Genomic DNA, 19192 nt, shown 5'->3' on the forward strand with positions numbered 1-19192 from the left:
AACCGTGACATCCCCTCCGTTTCAATACACCAATCCCTAACTTTGAACTCTGTTACGTTGCGGGATAACGCGTTCTGTAAGCCCGAAGTGGGCGTGGGCTTCGGTCGCGGTGAAAGAGAGCAATGCTTCATTGCCGAGTGGAGTGAATTCACCGCGGGTCGGCGTTATGTTATCGGCCTTGAGTAGCTCTGCGGCTACCGCGCGGCCAAGCATGACAGGAACGGAGTTTCCGATTTCTCTGAAGCCGTTCCACTTGGTTATGTGGAATCTGAACCAATCCGGGTAGCCGTGCAAACGTGCTGCTTCCCGTACTGTAATCACCCGAGGATGGACGGGGTCGAGCGTAATTCCTCAGATCTTGTGTGACACCACGCAGGATTGCCGCGTAGGGGCTTGGTTCCGAGTATTCAACGCTCTCCACCGAATCACTGGGCAGCAAACTCCTCAAAAGTATCTGCGTCGGGTAGAACTGCGAGAGCGTCGCTGACGCTGGGCCCCAGCGGGAGCAGGTTCCCTTCCGGAAGTGAACCATTGATACGGCGTGGTGTATACCGCGGACTCGGGTAGCTGGGGCGCGAGCGCAATTCCAGGACTAAACGGACAAATTCCTTGAGGAGGGAATTACGTTCATCATCCAAAGAGCGTTTGCCTATCAGTGAAATCCCTTGCAGGGTGGACCTCCCGCTACGAGGTGAATCTCTTGGTCCTGAATATTCGATTCGGAGCGGATCATTGCGCCGCTGACCTTACGCACGTCCACGCAGAATGTTTTGCCGTAGGGGAAATTAAATTCGTGGATGGCAGCGTGGATCGGATCGTACTCAACGGCCGCGGCAACGTCATACCCGGCTTGCTCCAGACCTAGGGAAAGTCCGCCGGCTCCCGAAAAGAGATCCACAGCAATGGGGCGACGACTGTTCTGTGACATGCTCGAAGCTTATTGGTGGCCAACGACAGAATTTTGGAGCAGAAGGAAGCCTCCATGAGCGTCTCCGTCCATGATATCCTGGCCATCGAAGACCCCGGAACGATCCCTAGCCTCGGCTAAATCGCCGGGGTTATGGCTTTCCAGGATCCGCGCATACGTCAAAATAGGACTCATAGACCGGGTTAGGAGGCGAAATGATTCAATCGCCACCGAGAAAAATCGGAAGAGGGCTAACAGTATCCCTAAGCGTCGTCGTTGCGTTATGTGGCTGTTCGAGCAGCGAAGCCACTTCACACTCGGAAAAGATAATAAACTGGACAAAGTACGAAGTCACAAATTCACACGAGCTGACCTTTACCGCTATCACGGGCGACCCCAAATGTTTCAAGTTACGTACCGTCGTCAAGGAAACTAATGGACGCATTGAGGTGGCAGTCATCGAGGGAACACCGCCGAATGCTCCGCAACACTGCACGGCTGTGGGGAGGGTCGAAAAGCTCATTGTTAAAACTGAAGCTCCAGCGCTAGATCTGGATGTCCGCGCTTTACCAGCAGAAGAAGTCCAGTTAAATCCCTGACTCCCCAAAAGCGGAATATTCCTCTACGGCAAGTACTGGCTCACATCCCAAGTTTTCTATGATCCAGGGTGGTATAGTCAGCCGTTAAAGACCCCGGAACGATCCCTAGCTTCGGCTAAATCGCCGGGGTTTCGTCTACCCTTTTCTCGTGAGGTCTGCAAGCCGCATGCGAAATGGATGTGTGTGGGTATTTACCAGCCAGAATGGTGGAGCTAAGGGGATTCGAACCCCTGACCTTCTCATTGCGAACGAGACGCGCTACCAACTGCGCCATAGCCCCAAAGACCTGATTAGTTTAGCACCCGAACGGCCCGGAATGAAATTTCGGGGAGTGGTTCCCATTACACCACTCCCCGATCTTCCTTTTCAGTTAGTACCCGCGCCGCAGTAGCTCAGCAGTCAGCCAGACCGATCCAGCCAGCCAAAGCTACGCGCGGCGCTTGCGCAGCAGCTCGTCCAGAGCCGCCCCACCTGCAAGACCATCATGCGCAGGTGCAGCTGCCTGTGCGGGAGGCAATGCGGCTTCGGCCATCGATGCCGGCGTTGCTTGGCCAGCAGGCGCTGTCACAGCGGCTGCCTGCCCCACCGCAGCCTGAGCGGTACCTTGCGGAGCAGCTTGACCCGCCGGCACTGTGGAAGCCGCCGCACCTTGCGCCACAGCATCCACGAAAGTCACCCGCTCGCCAATCTCCTTGGGGCGGTAGGGCACCGGAGCTACCGGGGCTTCAGGAGCCTGGTAGGGCGCTACCGTGCGCTGTTGAATCTGCGGCTTGAGCGTATAGCTGGACAGCTGGCGGCGCGGAACCGCTCCGGCCACGAAACGCTTGGGAAGTTTCTCCGCTTGTTCGCGTTGCGAACCGGCGATAGGAGCGAAATCTTCCGCGGCGATAATCCCTTGTTCAAGGGTCACCGAAATGCCGGAACGGCGCTTAGGCGCCCGCGCCCCCGCGTTCCGGCTCCGTGCTTTTCCCGGGTTCACCCCGGCTTCATATTCATCGGCGTTCGCGGCCTGAGCATCGCGAGCTTCACCAGCGCCACCGTCACGAGCATCGCCAGCAGCTTCAGCTTCACCTTCACCAGCTGCATCTGCGCCGCCGGTGGCCGCGGAGGCAGCCGTCGGCGTGGTAGCCGCGCTCCCACTCCCCGCGCTCGCGCTCGCCGCACTCCGGCTGAGATCAGCACTCCGCCCCAGATCCGCGCTGCGGCTCGCATCGGCCGTCAGCGCCCCGAGGTCATCGCTTCCCAGGGCCGCGCTGGCCGCGCTCAAAGCCGAATGGGCGGAAGCCGCCGAGACCGCCGAACGCCCGGGGCGCGGGCGAGCCGGGCGGCGCGAATGGCGCTGCGCCCCGCGGGTCTTCCGGATACCAAGTTCCTCGGTGAGCTCGGCAATATCCTCGCGGTCCCGAGCGGTTGCTTTCCCCATTTCACTGAGGAGGTAGCCGAAGCCCGCCCCGTACAGCACCCCGATGCCCACAGCAACGTAGAAAATCCAACGGGGCATCGTCGCCGTAAAAGCAAGAGCGCCGAGCACCACAATGAGCAAGCCTAAAGCGCCCGCAACCACAAAACCGCGCTGGCGGTTCGCCGCGCGTTGGGAAATACGTGCTTTACGGCGCGCGCGTTCCCGCGCCAGGGTGCGCACATTACGCCCCGCGCTGGGTGGAAGAATATCGCGTTCGTCGTTCTCTGCCATGATGACCTCCGGCTTCCGGAAAAAAATGGCCCCGGTTGGCCCGCCAGTTTCCACGCCCGCCGTTCCGTCCGGCAGCGCGAGGGTGCGTAGCTGGGGTGAATAGCGTTCGTCGATGCGCACATCAGCGAGGATGACGCGCCGCCGATACACACCAGGGATGACATAGACCATGAGCAGCACAACTACTGCCATCAACGCGTATCCCTGGAATCCCACACAGCCACTTTAACCAATCGCGGGGCGCTCAGGCAGGGACGCGCCGTTACTTTCGTAGAGAGAATAACAACGGTGTGATTCGTGGGACGAATGGGGTTGTTGAGCAGGGCTATCCCTTCAAGCTAGGCTTACCCGTTGAGAATCATGCACTCCAATTCGTCGCCGATTCCCACGCTTTCCTTATCCGCGGGAACCACCGCTAGCCCATTCGATTTCGCGAAATTCGCCAGCGAGAGCAGCTCCACATCCCCCACCGGGTCAAATTCGTAGCCGGCGCGCGGATCGCCGTACACCTGCACCCGCACGTAATCCTGCACGCCCGGCCGGGAGAGCAGCCCGCGCACCGCCCGAGCCCGGATGGAGCGCGGGGTCACGTGCTTGTAGCCGGCCATTTTCCGCAGCGAGGGGCGCACAAATACCTCGAAGCACACCAGCGCGGCCACCGGGTTGCCCGGCAGGCAGAACATGAGTGCCGAATTTGCGCCGTCGCCCCCGATGGTACCCACCCCGACGTGCCGGCCCGGATTCATAGCGACGGCGTCGAACCGCATCGAACCGAGCGGAGACAGGACCTCCTTGAGGGTATCTCCACCCCCGTAACTCAAACCGCCGGTGGTGAGGATAACGTCGGCGCGCAGCAGCTGGTCCTCCAAAGACTCGCGCAAGAGATGCCGGTCATCGGAAACCGCCGGTACGCGGTACGCAACCGCCCCGGCGTTACGTACCGCGGTGGCAAGCGCGTGCGAATTCGCGTCGTAAATCTTTCCGTTACCCAAAGCTTTTCCGGGCGCCACCAGTTCATCGCCCACAGACATCACGACGACGCGCGGCGCCGGCCGCACCCGCACCCGGTCGCGCCCGGCCGCCGCCAGCAAGGCAATATGGCGCGCCCCAATACGGGTGCCTTCCTCCAGAATCGTGGTGCCGGCCCGCAGGTCCTCACCCTGCGCGCGCACATTCTCCCCGGGGGCCACGCGCGCCGTAATATCCACCTGCGCTTCCCCGTGATCCGTATCGATAAGGGGAACAACGGCGTCCGCGCCCGTGGGCATCCGCGCCCCGGAAGCAATGCGGGCCGCCGCGCCGGGAGTGTGGGCGATGCGGTCGGTGGTGACGGCGAAAATATCATCGGTCACCGGGAAATGCGCCGGACGGGCAGGCTCGGCACCGAAAGTTTCGTCCGCGCGCACCGCGTACCCATCCAGGGCCGCCAGGTCGGTGTGAGGAACATCAACAGTCGCGACAACGTTTTCGGCAAGAATACAGCCCATCGCGTCGGCAAGCTCCACATCGAGAGCCTCCAAAGGCTGGGCGACCTTTAAGAATTCATCGAGTTGCTCGGCTACTGTTTTCACGTATTCCTCCTCGGTACACAGCACAGCGTACCGGTTTGGGGGCCTGCCGGCGCTCACGCCGCGCGCACGGGCCTTGTTATTAGAGCACGACGGGCCTTGGCTCCGAGCCACAAGGGCCTTACTCCTAGCGGGCATCCAGCACCTCGTGCCACACTGGTGCCATGACCGACCACACCCTATCTCTTCCTGATGTCTCCGCGATGGCGGTGCCGGAAGCCAAACAGGCCTTGCGCGCAACGGTGCGCGCGGCTCGGGCTAAGCGCACGCCCGCCGCCCGGGAGGAAGCCGAAGCCCGCTGGGTCACCACCGTGCTGGATTTCCTCGGCACCGCCACCACGGTTGCCGGCTATATTTCCGTCAACAACGAACCGGGTACCCGGGCGCTATGCGATGCCATTGTGGCCAGCGGGCGCACCCTCCTTGTGCCCAAGCTCGGCCCCGGGCTCACCCGCCAGTGGGCGCGCTACACCGGCGCGGAAAATCTTACCGACCAGGCACCCGGCCGCCCGCCCGCACCCCGGGGCGAAGCCCTCGATTCCATGGTGTTGCGCGAGGTCGACGCCGCTTTTATCCCCGCGCTGCTCGTCAATCACGACGGCGTGCGCCTGGGCCAGGGCGGAGGCTGGTATGACCGCGTGCTCAAGCAGCTCGATAGCGCCACCCCGGTCGGCGCCCTGATTTGGCCCGAAGAATACGTGCACACGCCCCTCCCCCACGATGAGATGGACGTGCCGGTGCGTTACGTTCTGCTCCCCGAAACCGTGGTGGACCTGGGCGGACATTCTCCCCTGCACTAGGGTTGCGGGCGACTTTCCCGAGGGCACGTGTCACGCGCTAGAATAATGCGCCGTACGGCTTGTGCCGGCCGCCCCTCGGCTCGGCCACCGGCCCGGAAAGGAAGAACGTGCCTACCTACAGTTACCGTTGTGACAATTGCGGTCACCATTTTGATGCGCACCAGTCGATGACAGCCGCCGCCCTGGTCACGTGCCCGGAGTGCGGGAAAGACGCATTGCGGAAGGTAATGGCAGGGATTAGCGCAATCGTGTTCAAGGGCTCGGGTTTCTACCACAATGACTCGCGTTCCTCGGGTGGGAGCTCCACGCAAAACTAAGTACGACGACGCCGCTCGGTTTATCCCCAGCTTCGCGAAACGCTGCCGGTATCCACAGGCGGGCCTAGTTCTGGTTTGCGGCTGAGCATTCCTCGCTAGCCTCAAGCTATGACTGGTATCCACACGCGGCTGTGGCGGGCACGCCACCTGCTGCTGGCCGGGGTTGCCCTCCTGGCTTTTTTCACTATTCTTCAGGCAATTGAGCGCCGCTACCCGGAAACCGGGCAAGTGCTGGTCGCGCGCCGCAATCTAGCGGCCGGGCATGTGCTGAGCGGGCGTGATGTGGAGGCGCGCACCGTGGCCCGGGATCTCATTCCGGAAAATGCGCTTTCTTCGGAAGCTGAGGCCAGCGGGCAACGCTTGGCCGCCAATATTCCGGCCGGGTATCCCCTGGCCCGCGGGGTGTTGCTCTCCCAAGAATTCTTACGCGATCCGCCCGCCGGGCACGTGGTGGTGGCGGTGCGGGTGGCTTCCGATGGGACCGGGAGTTTTATTGAGCCGGGTAATTTTATTGGCTTATATGCTCCGGCCCCAGAACACAGCACGGAGGCCGGAGCGGTCCGCGTGGTGGAACGAGCCGCGGTGGTGGGGATCGGTGAAGAGGAAAAGAACGCCGGCATGCTCTCCGAGGGTGTCACATATCGAGTGCTCTACCTGGTTGTTCGCGAAAAAGACGCTAATCTTATCGTGGGCTATGCTGCCGCGGATTCTTTGCGGGCAGTGCTGGTAGCCCCTCCATAGTTTCTGCCACCGGGGTGGTCCCGGTGGCGCTCCGCGCGAAAGGATGGAAGGTGCTCGCGGGTTTCAAGAAATTCATTATGCAGGGTAACGTCATGGACCTCGCCGTCGGTGTTATCGTCGGCGCGGCTTTCTCAGCCGTGGTGAAGTCCCTGACGGACCATATTCTCATGCCGCTTATCGCCGCAATTTTCGGGCAGCCGAATTTTGACGGTAATTTTGTGTGGCACCTGGGTGGGGGCGAAATCCAATTCGGGAGCTTCCTCACCGCGGTGGTCAATTTCTTCATCGTGGCTTTCGCGCTGTACTTCTTCCTGGTACTCCCCATGAATAAGATGCGTGAACGCCACGCCAAGCCGGCCGCGGAGGCCCCGGAAGATCCCCAGCTCATCCTCCTCAAGGAGATCCGTGATGAGCTGCGTGCCAAGCGCGACTAATCTGCGCGATTGATGTGCCCGACTAATCGGCGCGACTCACCGCTCGAATACGTGCGGTTCTGAACTCGCGCGGTTCTGAGCGGGTGCGGGGCTTCGCTGTTTTCCGGAGTCCGCTACCGCTCAGAGCTTGCATTTAGAGCTTGCCGAAGTGGGGCGGGCGCTCGTCAAGAATGCTCTGTTCGTGAGCGGTGCGCGCCACGATATCCCGCATGCGAATATCACGTGCGGATACGGCCGCGTCCCGGGGTGCCACGGTAGTGGCCCCCAGGGCGTTCTTTTTTAACGCGGATTTTTTGGTGGGCGTATCCGGGTGCGGTAGGGTCGCTCCCCCGTCCCCGCGCGCGAGGCGCTGGAGGGCTTCGGCGGCATCCTTGAGTTCGCCACTTTCCACCCGCCGGGCATCTACCTCGGAGAGGCGCACCACCGCCCGGTGGACGCGTGCTGCCTGCTGAGCACCATCCCCCTGGCCGCTATCTGCCACCTGGCTGTTATCTACCACCCGGTGGGTGCGTGCGGAATGTGCCTTGCTCGCCACGGCCGCGCGCCTAATCCTGGGCCAGGCCGGAGCGGCGCACCACGTTACCGAGCACCGCATCGGCCTGGGCCAGGCCGGAGCGGCGCACCACATTACCGAGCACCGCATCGGCCTGGGGCCCGCGGCGGCGAATATCAAGTTCGCTCCGCAGTTCTTCCACCAGCTGTTCCGAGCTACGAGCCACCCCATCGGAGGCAATCCAGGCCACCATGTCATCAAGCTGATCATCCGAGTAGGCGGCCAGCGGCAGGCCCGGCCGCACCGCGGGTTTCTTCCCTCGGGCTCGCCGCGATGCTTCCGGATCCGGCGCGGAAGTTCCGGCCTGTGCACTGCCGGCCGCGTTACCCGGGGCCGGAGTGTGCGTACTCGAAGTGTTATCCGCGCCGGCTTCGCCCTGCTGAGCTTCCGCGCCTTCCGTGCTTTCCGCGTCAGCAACGCCCGGCATTCCGGCGCCCGGCACGCCCGCGGCACCCGATGCACCCGACGCGCCAGCGTCCCCAGCAGCACCCGCCGCAGCAACATCCGCTTCATCCACCGCATCCGCGACGTCCGCCCCAAATGCGGGGGTGTCTTCGGCCCGGTGGCGCGCGGCGGCCTCATCGCGGCGCACCACCCGCACGAGCGCTTCAATACGGTCCGCCTCAGATTCCGGATCAAGGAAAATCGACGAGGAGAAGGTTTGGACCACCTTCCAGCCCAAATCCTCGAGCATCTCGACCCGGTAGCGGTCCCGGCGGCGCAGCGATGGTTCGGCAACGTAATCGGCGTCGTCGGTCAGAACAGCCACCCGCCAATCGCCTTCGTGTTCGGCAACAACCAGGGGGATGCGCAAGCCGGCGTCGTAGCCGTAGTAGAGGGCGGTGAAAAGCCCGCGCCCGCGCAGGCGCGCGGCCAGGTCGAAGAGCAGCGGGCTGGCCTTGGCCACGTCCTCGTCCGCACCGATGAGTAGTTCTTCCCGGGCGGCCGTCTCCAGCAGGGTGGCTAGGAGCCGGGGGGCCGCCCCGGAAAGATCATCCACCCCGATATCGCCGGGGCCCAGGGAAGAAATGACACTCATATAGCGGCTGGGAACCAGGAGTGCCTCGCTCAGGTAGCGCGCGCCTTCCGCTTCGGTAAGCGGGCCGAAAGTATGAAGCACCCGGCCGTGGACCGTCTTGCCGAAGCCCACCGAGAAAATAACCCGGTCGCGCCGCAGCCCGCTCGCACCGGTAATATCCACCACCGGCACCAGGCTGGACGCGGATTCGCCCGCCTCGGCCAGGGCCGGGCTATTCGCGATGGTGCGTTCCACCGCCGCCCGCACATGCACGGCATGCAAACGCGAAATCGTAATAACCGCGAGGGATTCTTCCGGGCGGGTGAGGAGGTGATCCACCACCGCATCCACCACCGCGTCCACTTCCGCGCTGGGGGCTTCCACCATCCCGGTATTCGGGGAGGGGACCCCGCGCCCGTCCACCACCTGCAGGCGGTCCGCCCGGCGCACCCGCCCTGCCGGAGCGGCGCGGTCGGCGTCGTCGTACCCGAGGGTGCGCAAGCAGGCGAGGGCAAGATCATCGTGATGCGCACGGAACGTGGGAAGTTCGCACACCGGAAGCGCATCGGCCAGGGCCGCGAGTGCGCTATCCGCGCCCGCCCGCGCCACGTCACCGAGGACGACGAGCTGCGAGCCGCGCGCCATGAGGGCGACCACCGCGGCGAGCGGAATATCCTCGATACCGTCCAGAATCACCACATCCGCCCAGGGCAGGGTGGGGATGAGCTCCGGGACCAGAGCCGGGGGCACCACCCATACGGGGCGGGCCGCCTGGACCAGCGCGGTTGCTGAAGCGGCCACGTCGGCCAGCGCGCTCACGCCGGCGCGGGCCAGGTAGCGGTCCACCGCCACGGTTTCTTCGCGCTGCTTGCGGGCCACCGATTGCATATGGGTGATCGCGGCGCGCAGCACCGGCCCGGGCAGGCTCTCCACGTGTTCGCGATCCAGGTCCCGCACCGTGTGTACGAGCATGGCCAGCTGTTGCGGCCCGGCCTGGGCCAGCACGGTATTCCGGGCGATGAGCTGCTCGAACACAGAGTTGGTGTAGGCCAGGTCGAGTTCGGCGGCCACCGCTTCCCCGCTCACTTCGCGGCGGGCCATATCGCGGGCGAAATCTCCCAGGCCGCTGTCCTCAAGGTCGTGGAGCAGGTCGATGCGGCGCGGCTGGGAATCAAGCACCCGGCGCTGGGAGACCAGGGTGCGCACCAGGGCCAGCACGTTTTCGATGGGTTCGCGGCGCAGGCCGGCACGGTGCGGGAGGAATTCTTCGAGTTCACGCACCTGCCCGTCCACTTCCGCGGCGGTGGCCCGGATCATCGTCATGCCCTCGGGGAGGGTGGGCCAATCGCTTTCCGCGCTGTAGCGGCGCCAAATATCGCGCTGGCGCGCCACTTCGCTCAGGGCCGCGTGCATATCCGCCACCCGGATCCCGGGGCGCACAAAATCGCGGGCCTGCTTGGTCAGGGCGCGGCGCTGGGCACGTTTCATGCTTTCGCCGTGCTCGGCGCGCCATTCATCGCTCGCGGTGGCGATCACCATATCGGCAACTGAGCGCTCATACACGGCGGGTTTGAAGACCTCGAGGGTATCGGCGATCCCTTCGAGCATCTTGATTTGTTCCATCCACTGAGCCAGGGTCTTCGGGCGGGCCAGGCCGGTCTCCCCGGCCACCCGCTGGGATTGCTCCATAACCAGGGGAAGGGTTTCGGTGGCCATGCGGGTCACGGTGGAGAAGGCGCGGGCGGCGTCGTCCTCCGTGCGCACCTGCGCGCGCAACCATTCCGAATTCCCGCCCCCGCTAAAAGCCCCGGCGCGGCTCGCCTCCGCGAGCCGTTCGAGCACCGCCTCGCGATCCTCACGTACCCGGGCCGCGGCGGTGGCATCCAGGCGCACCTTCGTGGCCGGGCCCTGGGGCTGGGCGGCGAGCTCAGCCAAATGCTCAAGCACGTCATATACCGAGGTATTCCACACCGGATCGACGGCGTGCAGGGCGTTCACGTAGCCGCGCAGGCTGCGGCGCGCCGCCTTGAGATCGCGGCGCACGGCCAGGGTGCGTTCTTCGTCGATCTGCGGGAACTTTTGGCGCAGGCCCTGGCGCAGCCGCAAAGCCGCGCCGTTAATATCAGAAAGATCAATGAGTAGTTCACCTACGCCGAGCTCAGCGGCCCGCGCGGTCACCGCAGCGCGCCGCGCCCGGGTGCCGGGAATATAGAGGACGGAGCGGCTGGATGCGGCTGCGTCCGCGGCAATCGCGACCAGGGTGGTCACGTCCGCGCTTCCCGGCGGGGTATCGATCACGACGTCGCGGCCAGTTGCCACGGCTTCCACCGCGGCAAGTTCAGCCACATCCAAATCGCCCACCCCGCGTTCGCCTTCGGGGGCCCGGTCACGTTTTTCGGCCGGCGGGAGCGGGGCGCTGGTGAGCTGGTGGGTTCCGCGATCCCCGGCAATCGCCGCGAGCACCCCGGAACGAATCATGACCGGGCGCAGCAGCTCCGCGTCGGTAATCGCGCGCGCGGCCGGATCGGCAAACATGCCCAGCAGCACCTGCGGGCGGTAGGAAGCCCCGGGCAGGTAGAGATGCGATAGACGCCGCACCCGGGTAATAAGTTCATCTTCGGTGGCCCGCTCCACCCGGGTGAGCTGGGCCAATTCGCGCACCGGGGCGCCGTGCTGGCGCAGTGCGCTCACAATATCCGGATTGACGGACAGGGCCGGGGTGGTTTGGATAAGGGCATCGGTGCCTACATCCTCCACCTGCAGCAGGCGGTACACAATCGGCACGCTAACTTCGCGCACCTGCCGGGTTTCTTCGCTGTTTTGAGTGGCGGCTTGCGCGGTGCTTTGCCCGGCAGCTTCCGAGGCGGCTTGGGTGGCGGGTTGCTCGAGCGACTCCTCGAATCCGGCCGACCCCTCCCCGAGGGCTGCCTCTGCACCGTTCGAGCCAGAACCGCCGGCCGCCGCGTGAACAGCGGCTTCCTCCGCGTAGGCCCGCATCGCTTCCGGGTCGAGCTTGAGTTCGCCGGTGTCCTCATAGCCGGGCTCCAGCTCATCACTGGGCCGGCGCGGCGGGAGCTCCGTCCACGTCAGATTGCCGCTGGCCAGCTGAATCGGGGCGTACCCGTATTCTTCCGCGGCGCGCGCCACCTGGTCCCGCAGGGTACGCCAGGTAGCGAGGGCCTCCTGCTGGCTGCGCTCCTCCCGAATAAGCGAGGTGAGGCGGGTGGGCGCCCCGGAAGAAAACTGTGCTCCCCCGGTCGGGTGCGGATGGGTGAGATCAATACATACCCGCGCGGCCAGATTCTCCGCCGCGCGCTCGGCCCGCGCGGCCAGCTCCTCCTGCCAGGCCGCATAGGCCCGCGACACGAGCTCTTCGCGCTGCGGGGCGGGTAGCGGCGCGGGATGGTCCTCCGCTTCCGCTCCACTACTGTCACTTTCAGTTCCGTGTTGCACAGCTGCGGTTTCCGAGGCACCGTGCGGTGCGACGCCGCTAGCGCCGGCCTGCGGTGCCTGCTGAGCTGGAGTGGCGGAATGTCCGGCGGCTTCCGCGCTGGCGGCGGACTCGGCAGGGGCCGGGGCCGGTGAGGAAGCGACGGGCGTATCCTGCCCGGGTTCCGCGGGGTCACGGTCGCCCGCGGGCAGCGCGGCGGCCTCGGGAACCGCGGCGGTATCACGAGAAAGAGATTCACGAGCCGAATGCCGGCGAGATGAGCGTCTGAAGAGAGGAGTCACAACCTTAACGCTACTCAGGTCCGGCGTAAAAGTCCCTATGCGCGCCGCAATAAGCCAAAAATTACGCCCTTATTCCGCCACCGGCGTGGAAGACTGGGGCATGCTAGCGGCACGCGCGGAAGAATCCACAGCGGGGAACGACGGCGCCCACTCGGCCGGGCACAATCCCGGCCAGAGCGGAAGCTCCTGGAGCTGGCCGCCCACGTGCCGGATAAGCAGCTGCGGGGCGGGTTCGGAGTCGGGCGCAGGGCCCAGTGCCGGGGCGCCGGCTCCCGCGGCGCCAATAACCGGCAAGCCGGCAAGCCCAGGATCCGCACGATCAACTACGGTCAGCTGGGAGGCATAGCAGCGCAGCGCCGCCACCACGGTGGCTTCATGAGCCCGGGCGTTGCGGTAGCACCATCCGGCCTGCCCGGGAGTGGATGCCAGCTCGAGTACCGGAATTCCGCTCACCCGGCCTAGGGCGCGAGCCAGGTGATGCACCCGGACGTGGTCGGGGTGGCCGTAGCTTGCTGCGGCGTCGTACCCAATAATGACGGTGGGCCGCACGTGCGCGAGGAGTGCCCGCGCATCTGCGATTTCTTCGCTCAGGTCCGCGCGGGAAAAGGCGCGCGGTCCGGCGCTGGGCGCGGGGCCGGCGACCCCGGGTGCGATCCAGGCCATCCCGGAATCGCGGTAGCGGCGCGGCGCGGCGCCGGGTGCGAGGGCGGGCACGGTGCCGAGCCAGAAGCCGTCCGTAACCCCGAGGATGGCGCGCGCTCGAGTGATTTCCGCTTCGCGCCGGGCAACGAGTTCGGCCTCCCCCGCCCCGGCGGGCAGGGTCCCGGGAACCGCTTCGCCTTCTTCGCCGCGGGTGCACGTGAGGATGCTGACGCGATGCCCGGCGGCGGTGAGGAGCGCAGTGAGGCCGCCGGCTTGGATCGCTTCGTCGTCCGGGTGGGCGTGGAGGAAAAGGGTGCGGGCGAAGAGCGGGTCGCCGGGGTCCCAGGTGTAGTGGATCGCGTTGGTGCCCGCGCGGGTCTGACTGCTGGTGCGCGCGTCAGTGTGCGCGTTGGTTCCGCCGGCGGTGCTCATGCGTTCCTCCCGAGTGTGCGGTAGGCGGCGGCGTAATCGCGCGCGACCGCGTCCCAGGTGCGCGATTCGGCGAAGGCGCGCCCCGCGGCGCCGTGCCGAGCCCGCAAATCCGGATCGTCCAGGTAGGCCCGCACCGCGCCGGCCCATTCGCGCGGCTCGCGGCTGCGGCACAGGGTGCCCGTCACGCCGCCGTGCACCGATTCGGGAATCCCGGAGGAATCCCAGGCCACCACAGGGGTGCCGCAAGCGGCAGCTTCCACGTTGATAATCCCAAAAGTTTCCGAGAAAGAGGGGTTGAGGAGGAGCTGCGCGTGGGCGAGGAAGGCCGCGAGGCCGGTGCGTGGGAGCGGCCCGATGCAGCGGACGTCACTTTCCATTCCGGTTTCTGTTACGACGGCGCGCAAGTGGTCCTCGTAGCCGGCGAAGTCATCGGAGGCCGCCCCGGCAATAACGAGGAGCGGGCGGGTGCCGGCGGGCAGCTCCGCGAGCGCGCGAATCGCTAAATCCGGGGCTTTCAGGGGTTGGAGGCGGGCGGCGAAGAAAACGTAGTCCCTCCCTCCGGTCACCTCGGTGACGCAGTCGGGCGCGGCATCGCGCGTGGCACCGGGAGCAGCGGCCGGTGAGGCGGCAACGACTCCGCCAGCGCGGGCCGGGTGGAACATCTCAATATCCACGCCCGGATGCGCGATCTCGACCGGGCAGGGCGGGGTGCCGTAGCGCTGCGCGATCATCTCTTTTTCCGCTTGGGATACCGCAATAATGAGGTCTGATTCGCGCACGCAGCGCGCCTCGCCGGGCACCCGCCCGGAGGATTCCGCGGGTTCGCCGTCGGCAAGATTTTGGCCTTCCCGCGCAGCTACCGAATGGAAAGACTGCACGTGAGGGCGCCCGGTTTCCTGGGCGACGGGCAGGCAGGCCACGCCCGCGAACCAGTGGTGGGAGTGGATAAGATCGACGCCGCTGCCGTGCTCGGCCATCCACCGGCGAAATTCCACTGTGAAAGGGGCGATGAGGCCATCGGTGTGGCTTTTCGCCACGGGGTGGCGCGGGCCAGCCGGTAAGAAGAATGCACGTACGCCCGGCATGACCTCATGCATATAGGGTTGGCCGGGTTCGCTGGCGCGGGTGACCAGATCGACCCGGTGCCCGGCGCGGGCGAGGGCCTGGGCGGTATTGGTCACCACCACGTTGAGGCCGCCGGCATCGGCGGATCCGGGAGTGGCCAGTGGGGAGGTATGCACCGAGGTCATAGCGATATGGAGCGGGGCAGGCGCGCCGTCGTTCCTATCCGGTTCCTGTGCGTGGTGCGTATTTCCCAAGGTCATTCCCCCAGCCTACCCGGGAATTACGCCCCAAAGGTACATGCGCTTTTACGTGGAGGCGAGGATGCTCAACAGTTCCCCGACTCGACTCGATGGATTCAGCCCTACCTCTCCGTTCTGTTTGTCCGCACTTTTCGCTCTCTCGTAGGCATCTCGCCACGACCCAACCGGAAAAGTGCTAGGTACGCTCTTACCATCAAGGTGGGGAACGAGCTTCTTCTCAAGCTCACCTGGGCGTACGTGTGCGAAATGATCCGCAATATGCCACCACAACCAGATCTCGAAACAAGGATTCGAGACGAAAACTTCGAAACCTTCTTCTTGAGCTTCCTTCACGACAGCCTGCAGCGTTGGATGCTGGTCCGTATCCATGACAAGACAAATATGCTGATACTTTCCCGAGTGCCCGGCGATGGAGATAGCCTTATCTAATACTCGCCTAGGTTCACCTCCACCGGACACAATTTTGAGAGTAACTGCCCGATTGTCACGTATCAGCTGCTGGAACAAACCGAAGTACTCGACCTCCGTTACTGAGCCTTCGGTAACAATCAGGTAGCTCTCACGCAGACGCCGTTGGGGACGTTTTCTAACCATCACCGTGACCGCCGATCATTTTCCGGAACAGCCAGGGTTCAAGTAACGGCGTAGCGCCTAAACGGCCCGACATATACAAGCTGGCCATATCAGTGCCAGGCTTCACGTCAGGGAAATCGGCCACGGAGAAAAGATCAGTAGCACCCTCATTATTTTTTTCCGTCAGCCATACCTGTCCCGGCATCAAGTCGGTACCAGATTCGTGCGAGAGGAAATAAGGGTTATGGCTCGTGAAAATGATCTGACCACCATTGGTATTCAGCTCTGGATCCTGGAAAGCAGCAATGAGCTCAGTTGCCAACATGGGATGCAAACTCGCGTCAATCTCATCCACGCATACAACTTTTCCCGTACGCAAAGCTTCGACAGCTAAACTCCCTAACGCGAGCCAGGATGTGGTACCGAGGGATTCTTGTTCAGCGGCGAAGGTGATTGAATCCTTCGCACCCTTATGGGAAAAACGCAGAGCTAAAGCGAATTGTTTAACTAGTTCAGCCGTGATTTCCTCATCCTGGTGTTCCTCGGGAATCAGCTTCTTGAACATATCCAGTAATTCAGGCGGGAATTCCCTCGACTCAACACTAATATCGTCAATCCCCACATCAGCGACCTTTGCCAAGCTGGCATAGAGCCGCCGCTTGGCAATATTTTTAGAAAGGTCGCTGGTGAGCTTATGAACCTGCAGATCATAATCGGAGTTACCTACGCGATACATGAGTAATTCTCTGCCGATTGTGCGTGCGAGGTCGGCTAAAACCTTGGCACCAAGAACAGCGGCGCGCGAAAGAACCAGCTCACGGGGTGAAACCTCATTGATCTTCCCCACCCGCGTGGGGTGAACCTTATGCCCGCGCACGTCCCGATCAATAAGCGTTGTGGCGCGAGTCGAGTAATAGGCCCGTAATTCTTCGCGAACAATCGCTCTCTCATTGAGCGTGAAGCTATAGACGTAGCGAATACCATCCGTCACGAAATCAATCCACAACGAGGTATCCGCGTTCCGTTTCTCCGGGTCCAGTGCAAAAGGAGGCACGGGCAACTTATCGGCACTAGCCCAGGAGCGTGCGGAATTGTAAACAGCGTCTCGAATGAAGTTAAGTGCCTCCAGCACGGTGCTCTTGCCCGAAGCGTTGGCACCGTAAATCGCGGCGCATGGCCATACGTGCTCACGCCACAATTCACCTTCGGGTGGAATGTTATGCCGCAACGAAGGGCGGAGGAGGGACAGCTCCCATTCATCACGCAAACTTCTAAAGTTAGCGCCGCCAACACCGAGGAGTATCATAAAGACCATTCTAGTGTCGAAATACGTGCAAATACAGAATCAATATGCATTTTGCGTATTTTCAGACATGAAATGCCCAGCGAAACTGTTTCATAGTTCAATCGCAGAGTGGGGCTATAAGCCGCAGAGTGAACTGCTGCCGGTAGCCGACCTGAAAACACGAAAATTCCCGCGTCACAGGCAGACCTATGACGCGGGACATCCCACTGTGCCCCCGAAAGGATTCGAACCTTCGACCTACCGCTTAGGAGGCGGTCGCTCTTCCCCTGAGCTACGAGGGCGGGCCCACCGCCGACCGTTCATCCGAACGACGGTAGGAATAAGATAACCGTTCCAGGTTACTCTGCGTGGCACCGTGGGCGCCACTTACCGATTACAGGCCCAGCTACCGCGCCGAAGGATCGGGCACATCCCAGGGCACATTGGTATCCGGAACGTGGAGGTTCTTGGTGGCGTGGGTTGGCACCACGAGCACCGGCGATTGGGTGCCGAGGAGCAGCGTGTGGCTAGTGGAGCCAAAGAGCAGTCCGGTAATTCCGCCGCGGCCGCGCGCCCCCACGACCACCAGGTCCACGGAGCTTGAGAATTCCGCCATGATTTCTGCCGCGGAGCCTTCCACCGCGTAGCAGCGCACCTGCACGGTTTCATCCCCGCGCAGCACTTCGGCCACGGTTTCTTCCAGGCCCAGGCGGGTGTCATCCAGAATTTCGCGGGTCATATCCCCGCCGGGAAGTAGGCCGCCCCCGGCGCGTGTCACCGACACCGCGTTAATTGCGGAGACCTGCGCGCCCCAGCGCCCGGCCATCCGCACCGCCAAATTAAGTGCGTATTTCGATTCCTGCGAGCCGTCCACTCCCACCACAATGTGGCGGATCGGCAGGCGCCGCGAATGCTGGAGCGGCACCACGGCAACCGGGCAGTACGCCTTGGAAACAATCGCGCCGGCCACTACGCCCAGCTGGTCAATATCCGCGGTATCCGCCCCGGAATACCCGACCACCAGCCGCGAAGCGGTTTTGGATTCTGCCAGGAGCAGCTCGACCGGATCCCCGGGCAGCGCCACCGCGGTGGCTTCCAAGCCCGCCAGGCCGGCCACGCCCTCCTGGGCGAGCGCCTCCCGCGCGATACTCATGGCGCTCTCATAGGAGCCGCGCGGATCGGGGCCTTCCTGGTAGCAGGTGAGGGCCCGCAGAGTGGCATTGCGACTCACGGCCACGTGCGCACCCCACACAAGTGCTGCGCGCGATTCAGGGGAGCCATCCACCCCAACGACCACGGAATTCTCATGCTGGTACATCGTTACCTCCGTTGCCCATTCTCCCACGGGCCCGCCCCGGGGTGGAACCGTGCGTAAAATACGAACGCCGCCGGGAGCTCCGACGGCGTTCGCACATAATTCTTCTCCAACCTCGCGGCAGGCGCGCTTTAGGAAACGCGGATCACGATGGGGGTATCACCGCACCACGAATCCGGACCCACGCGGGTACCCATGCTCGGGTTCCACGCCGCCACATTCTGGCCGTTGCCCAGCGAGATCGCCACGTGGCCGGGCCAGTAGAGGATATCACCGGGCTGGGCTTCCGCGTAGGAAACCTGGCGGCCCACCGAGAGCACCGAAGTGGTGTACCCGCCGATGGCAACACCGTGCTGGGCGTAGACCCAGCGCACGAAGCCGATGCAATCCCAACCGGAGGGGGTGGTGCCAGCCCATACATAGGGCGAGCCCACGCCGCTGAGGGCGGTATCAAGAACGGAGGAGCCGATAGCGCTGGGCGCGGCTTCTACTTCCACGCCAATGCCCGCGGCTGCGGGAGCGGCATCGTTATCAGAGGAGGCGGTGGCGGTTTCAGCCGCGGCGGTGGTGGCGCTGGCGGCCGGGGCAGCTACTTCAATAGCCGGAGCTGCGGATTGAATGTTGATCTGTTCGATCTTCCATTCCGAGGTGGCGCTCGTGGTGCCGGCGATGCCAGCGGCAACGTCCTGCGCGTGCGGGTTGGACAGCGCCGCCTTGGCGGGCGCCGCCGCGGTATCAGCCGCCGCATTCGGAACGATCAGTGCTGCTGCGCCGCCCACAACGAGAGCTGCGGTGAGACCACGTACTGCGGGGTTCGCCAGGTTATGAGCCTGCGACCGCATATCAAGAGCGTGGCGTCCGGTCATGGGATGATCTCCTACAAAACTTTCCTGCGCGCCCCGAGGGGCACTTTCGGTACGTCCATTAGCGTAACGATTAGGCAACGAATTGTCACGTTTATGTAACAAGTGGCACAGGAGGGCCGTTATCATCCCAAAACGGCGAACTCCCGGCCTTTCCTCCGCTTTTTTCGCGTGATATCAGGCTTTTCCCAGTACCCGTTTATAACGTTTTGATATACTTTTTCGCGGCTTACACCACGCTGAGGTGACGAACTGTGGTGGAGACCACGGGAACGACGACGCCGCACTACCGCTCCGCCAGGCGGGGAACCCGGCTTTCATCGCCACCTGAGACAGGCCGGGCGCCCAGGACTCACCGCTGCCACCCGGCCGTCACCACCGCCACTTGAGGCGCA

Annotated in this window: 17 protein-coding genes and 2 tRNA genes; 4 read left to right on the top strand and 15 right to left on the bottom strand. The window is 63.7% G+C overall.

From position 1 onward, the window contains the following. Window positions 1–36 precede the first annotated feature (36 nt). From CYJ17_RS09595 to CYJ17_RS00075, 6 genes are all read right to left on the bottom strand, one after another. Window positions 37–321 (bottom strand): DNA cytosine methyltransferase, encoded by a 285-nt coding sequence (locus CYJ17_RS09595; protein WP_200807172.1) that lies wholly within the window; start codon window positions 319–321, stop codon window positions 37–39. A 104-nt stretch (window positions 322–425) separates the two neighbouring features. After that, a complete protein-coding gene (locus CYJ17_RS00055; protein WP_200807171.1) occupies window positions 426–638 on the bottom strand; it encodes a hypothetical protein in 213 nt (70 codons plus the stop codon). 14 nt (window positions 639–652) lie between these two features. Next, a complete protein-coding gene (locus CYJ17_RS00060) occupies window positions 653–928 on the bottom strand; it encodes a DNA cytosine methyltransferase (protein ID WP_200807170.1) in 276 nt (91 codons plus the stop codon). Window positions 929–1710: 782 nt separating this feature from the next. Beyond that, window positions 1711–1786 (bottom strand) — tRNA-Ala (locus CYJ17_RS00065). Between the two features lie 147 nt (window positions 1787–1933). Continuing rightward, window positions 1934–3391, bottom strand: coding sequence for a DUF6667 domain-containing protein (locus CYJ17_RS00070; RefSeq protein ID WP_087070408.1), 1458 nt, complete (start codon window positions 3389–3391; stop codon window positions 1934–1936). Between the two features lie 152 nt (window positions 3392–3543). Beyond that, on the bottom strand, window positions 3544–4770 hold the full coding sequence (locus tag CYJ17_RS00075) for a molybdopterin molybdotransferase MoeA (RefSeq protein WP_087070407.1): 1227 nt from the start codon (window positions 4768–4770) through the stop codon (window positions 3544–3546). Window positions 4771–4931: 161 nt separating this feature from the next. On the opposite strand from CYJ17_RS00075, the gene CYJ17_RS00080 reads away from it, so the two are divergent. The 4 genes from CYJ17_RS00080 (at window position 4932) to mscL (ending at window position 7059) form a co-directional block, all read left to right on the top strand. Then, entirely contained in the window at window positions 4932–5567 is a 636-nt protein-coding gene (locus CYJ17_RS00080) for a 5-formyltetrahydrofolate cyclo-ligase (protein ID WP_087070406.1), read from the top strand. Window positions 5568–5674: 107 nt separating this feature from the next. Next, window positions 5675–5884, top strand: coding sequence for an FmdB family zinc ribbon protein (locus CYJ17_RS00085; protein WP_081689984.1), 210 nt, complete (start codon window positions 5675–5677; stop codon window positions 5882–5884). A gap of 108 nt (window positions 5885–5992) precedes the next feature. Then, complete coding sequence (locus CYJ17_RS00090; protein ID WP_087070405.1) at window positions 5993–6625, top strand: SAF domain-containing protein; 633 nt, start codon at window positions 5993–5995, stop codon at window positions 6623–6625. Window positions 6626–6675: 50 nt separating this feature from the next. Next, window positions 6676–7059 (top strand): large conductance mechanosensitive channel protein MscL, encoded by a 384-nt coding sequence (gene mscL / locus CYJ17_RS00095; protein WP_026428418.1) that lies wholly within the window; start codon window positions 6676–6678, stop codon window positions 7057–7059. Window positions 7060–7192: 133 nt separating this feature from the next. Here the strand turns inward: mscL and CYJ17_RS00100 are convergent, their stop codons facing one another. The 9 genes from CYJ17_RS00100 to CYJ17_RS00140 form a co-directional block, all read right to left on the bottom strand. Then, the gene (locus tag CYJ17_RS00100; protein WP_087070404.1) at window positions 7193–7594 is read right to left on the bottom strand and encodes a hypothetical protein; all 402 of its coding nucleotides are present in this window, start codon (window positions 7592–7594) and stop codon (window positions 7193–7195) included. Window positions 7595–7604: 10 nt separating this feature from the next. Further along, window positions 7605–12362, bottom strand: coding sequence for a hypothetical protein (locus CYJ17_RS00105; protein ID WP_087070403.1), 4758 nt, complete (start codon window positions 12360–12362; stop codon window positions 7605–7607). A 69-nt stretch (window positions 12363–12431) separates the two neighbouring features. Beyond that, window positions 12432–13436, bottom strand: coding sequence for a PIG-L deacetylase family protein (locus tag CYJ17_RS00110; protein ID WP_087070402.1), 1005 nt, complete (start codon window positions 13434–13436; stop codon window positions 12432–12434). Then, window positions 13433–14761, bottom strand: coding sequence for a glycosyltransferase (locus tag CYJ17_RS00115; RefSeq protein WP_087070401.1), 1329 nt, complete (start codon window positions 14759–14761; stop codon window positions 13433–13435). The genes CYJ17_RS00110 and CYJ17_RS00115 overlap by 4 nt, the downstream gene beginning before the upstream one ends. A 45-nt stretch (window positions 14762–14806) precedes the next feature. Beyond that, window positions 14807–15355, bottom strand: a complete 549-nt coding sequence (locus CYJ17_RS00120; protein ID WP_087070400.1) for an RloB family protein — start codon at window positions 15353–15355, stop codon at window positions 14807–14809. Then, the gene (locus CYJ17_RS00125) at window positions 15348–16640 is read right to left on the bottom strand and encodes an AAA family ATPase (protein WP_159454998.1); all 1293 of its coding nucleotides are present in this window, start codon (window positions 16638–16640) and stop codon (window positions 15348–15350) included. Before CYJ17_RS00125 ends, CYJ17_RS00120 begins: the two co-directional genes overlap by 8 nt. Window positions 16641–16849: 209 nt before the next feature. Then, window positions 16850–16921: transfer RNA gene (locus CYJ17_RS00130), tRNA-Arg, on the bottom strand. Between the two features lie 104 nt (window positions 16922–17025). Next, window positions 17026–17937, bottom strand: coding sequence for a universal stress protein (locus tag CYJ17_RS00135; RefSeq protein ID WP_087070366.1), 912 nt, complete (start codon window positions 17935–17937; stop codon window positions 17026–17028). A 128-nt stretch (window positions 17938–18065) separates the two neighbouring features. Continuing rightward, the gene (locus CYJ17_RS00140) at window positions 18066–18800 is read right to left on the bottom strand and encodes a C40 family peptidase (RefSeq protein WP_159454991.1); all 735 of its coding nucleotides are present in this window, start codon (window positions 18798–18800) and stop codon (window positions 18066–18068) included. Window positions 18801–19192 lie beyond the last annotated feature (392 nt).

This window comes from Actinotignum timonense, assembly GCF_002860685.3.
Classification (GTDB): Bacteria; Actinomycetota; Actinomycetes; order Actinomycetales; family Actinomycetaceae; genus Actinotignum; species Actinotignum timonense.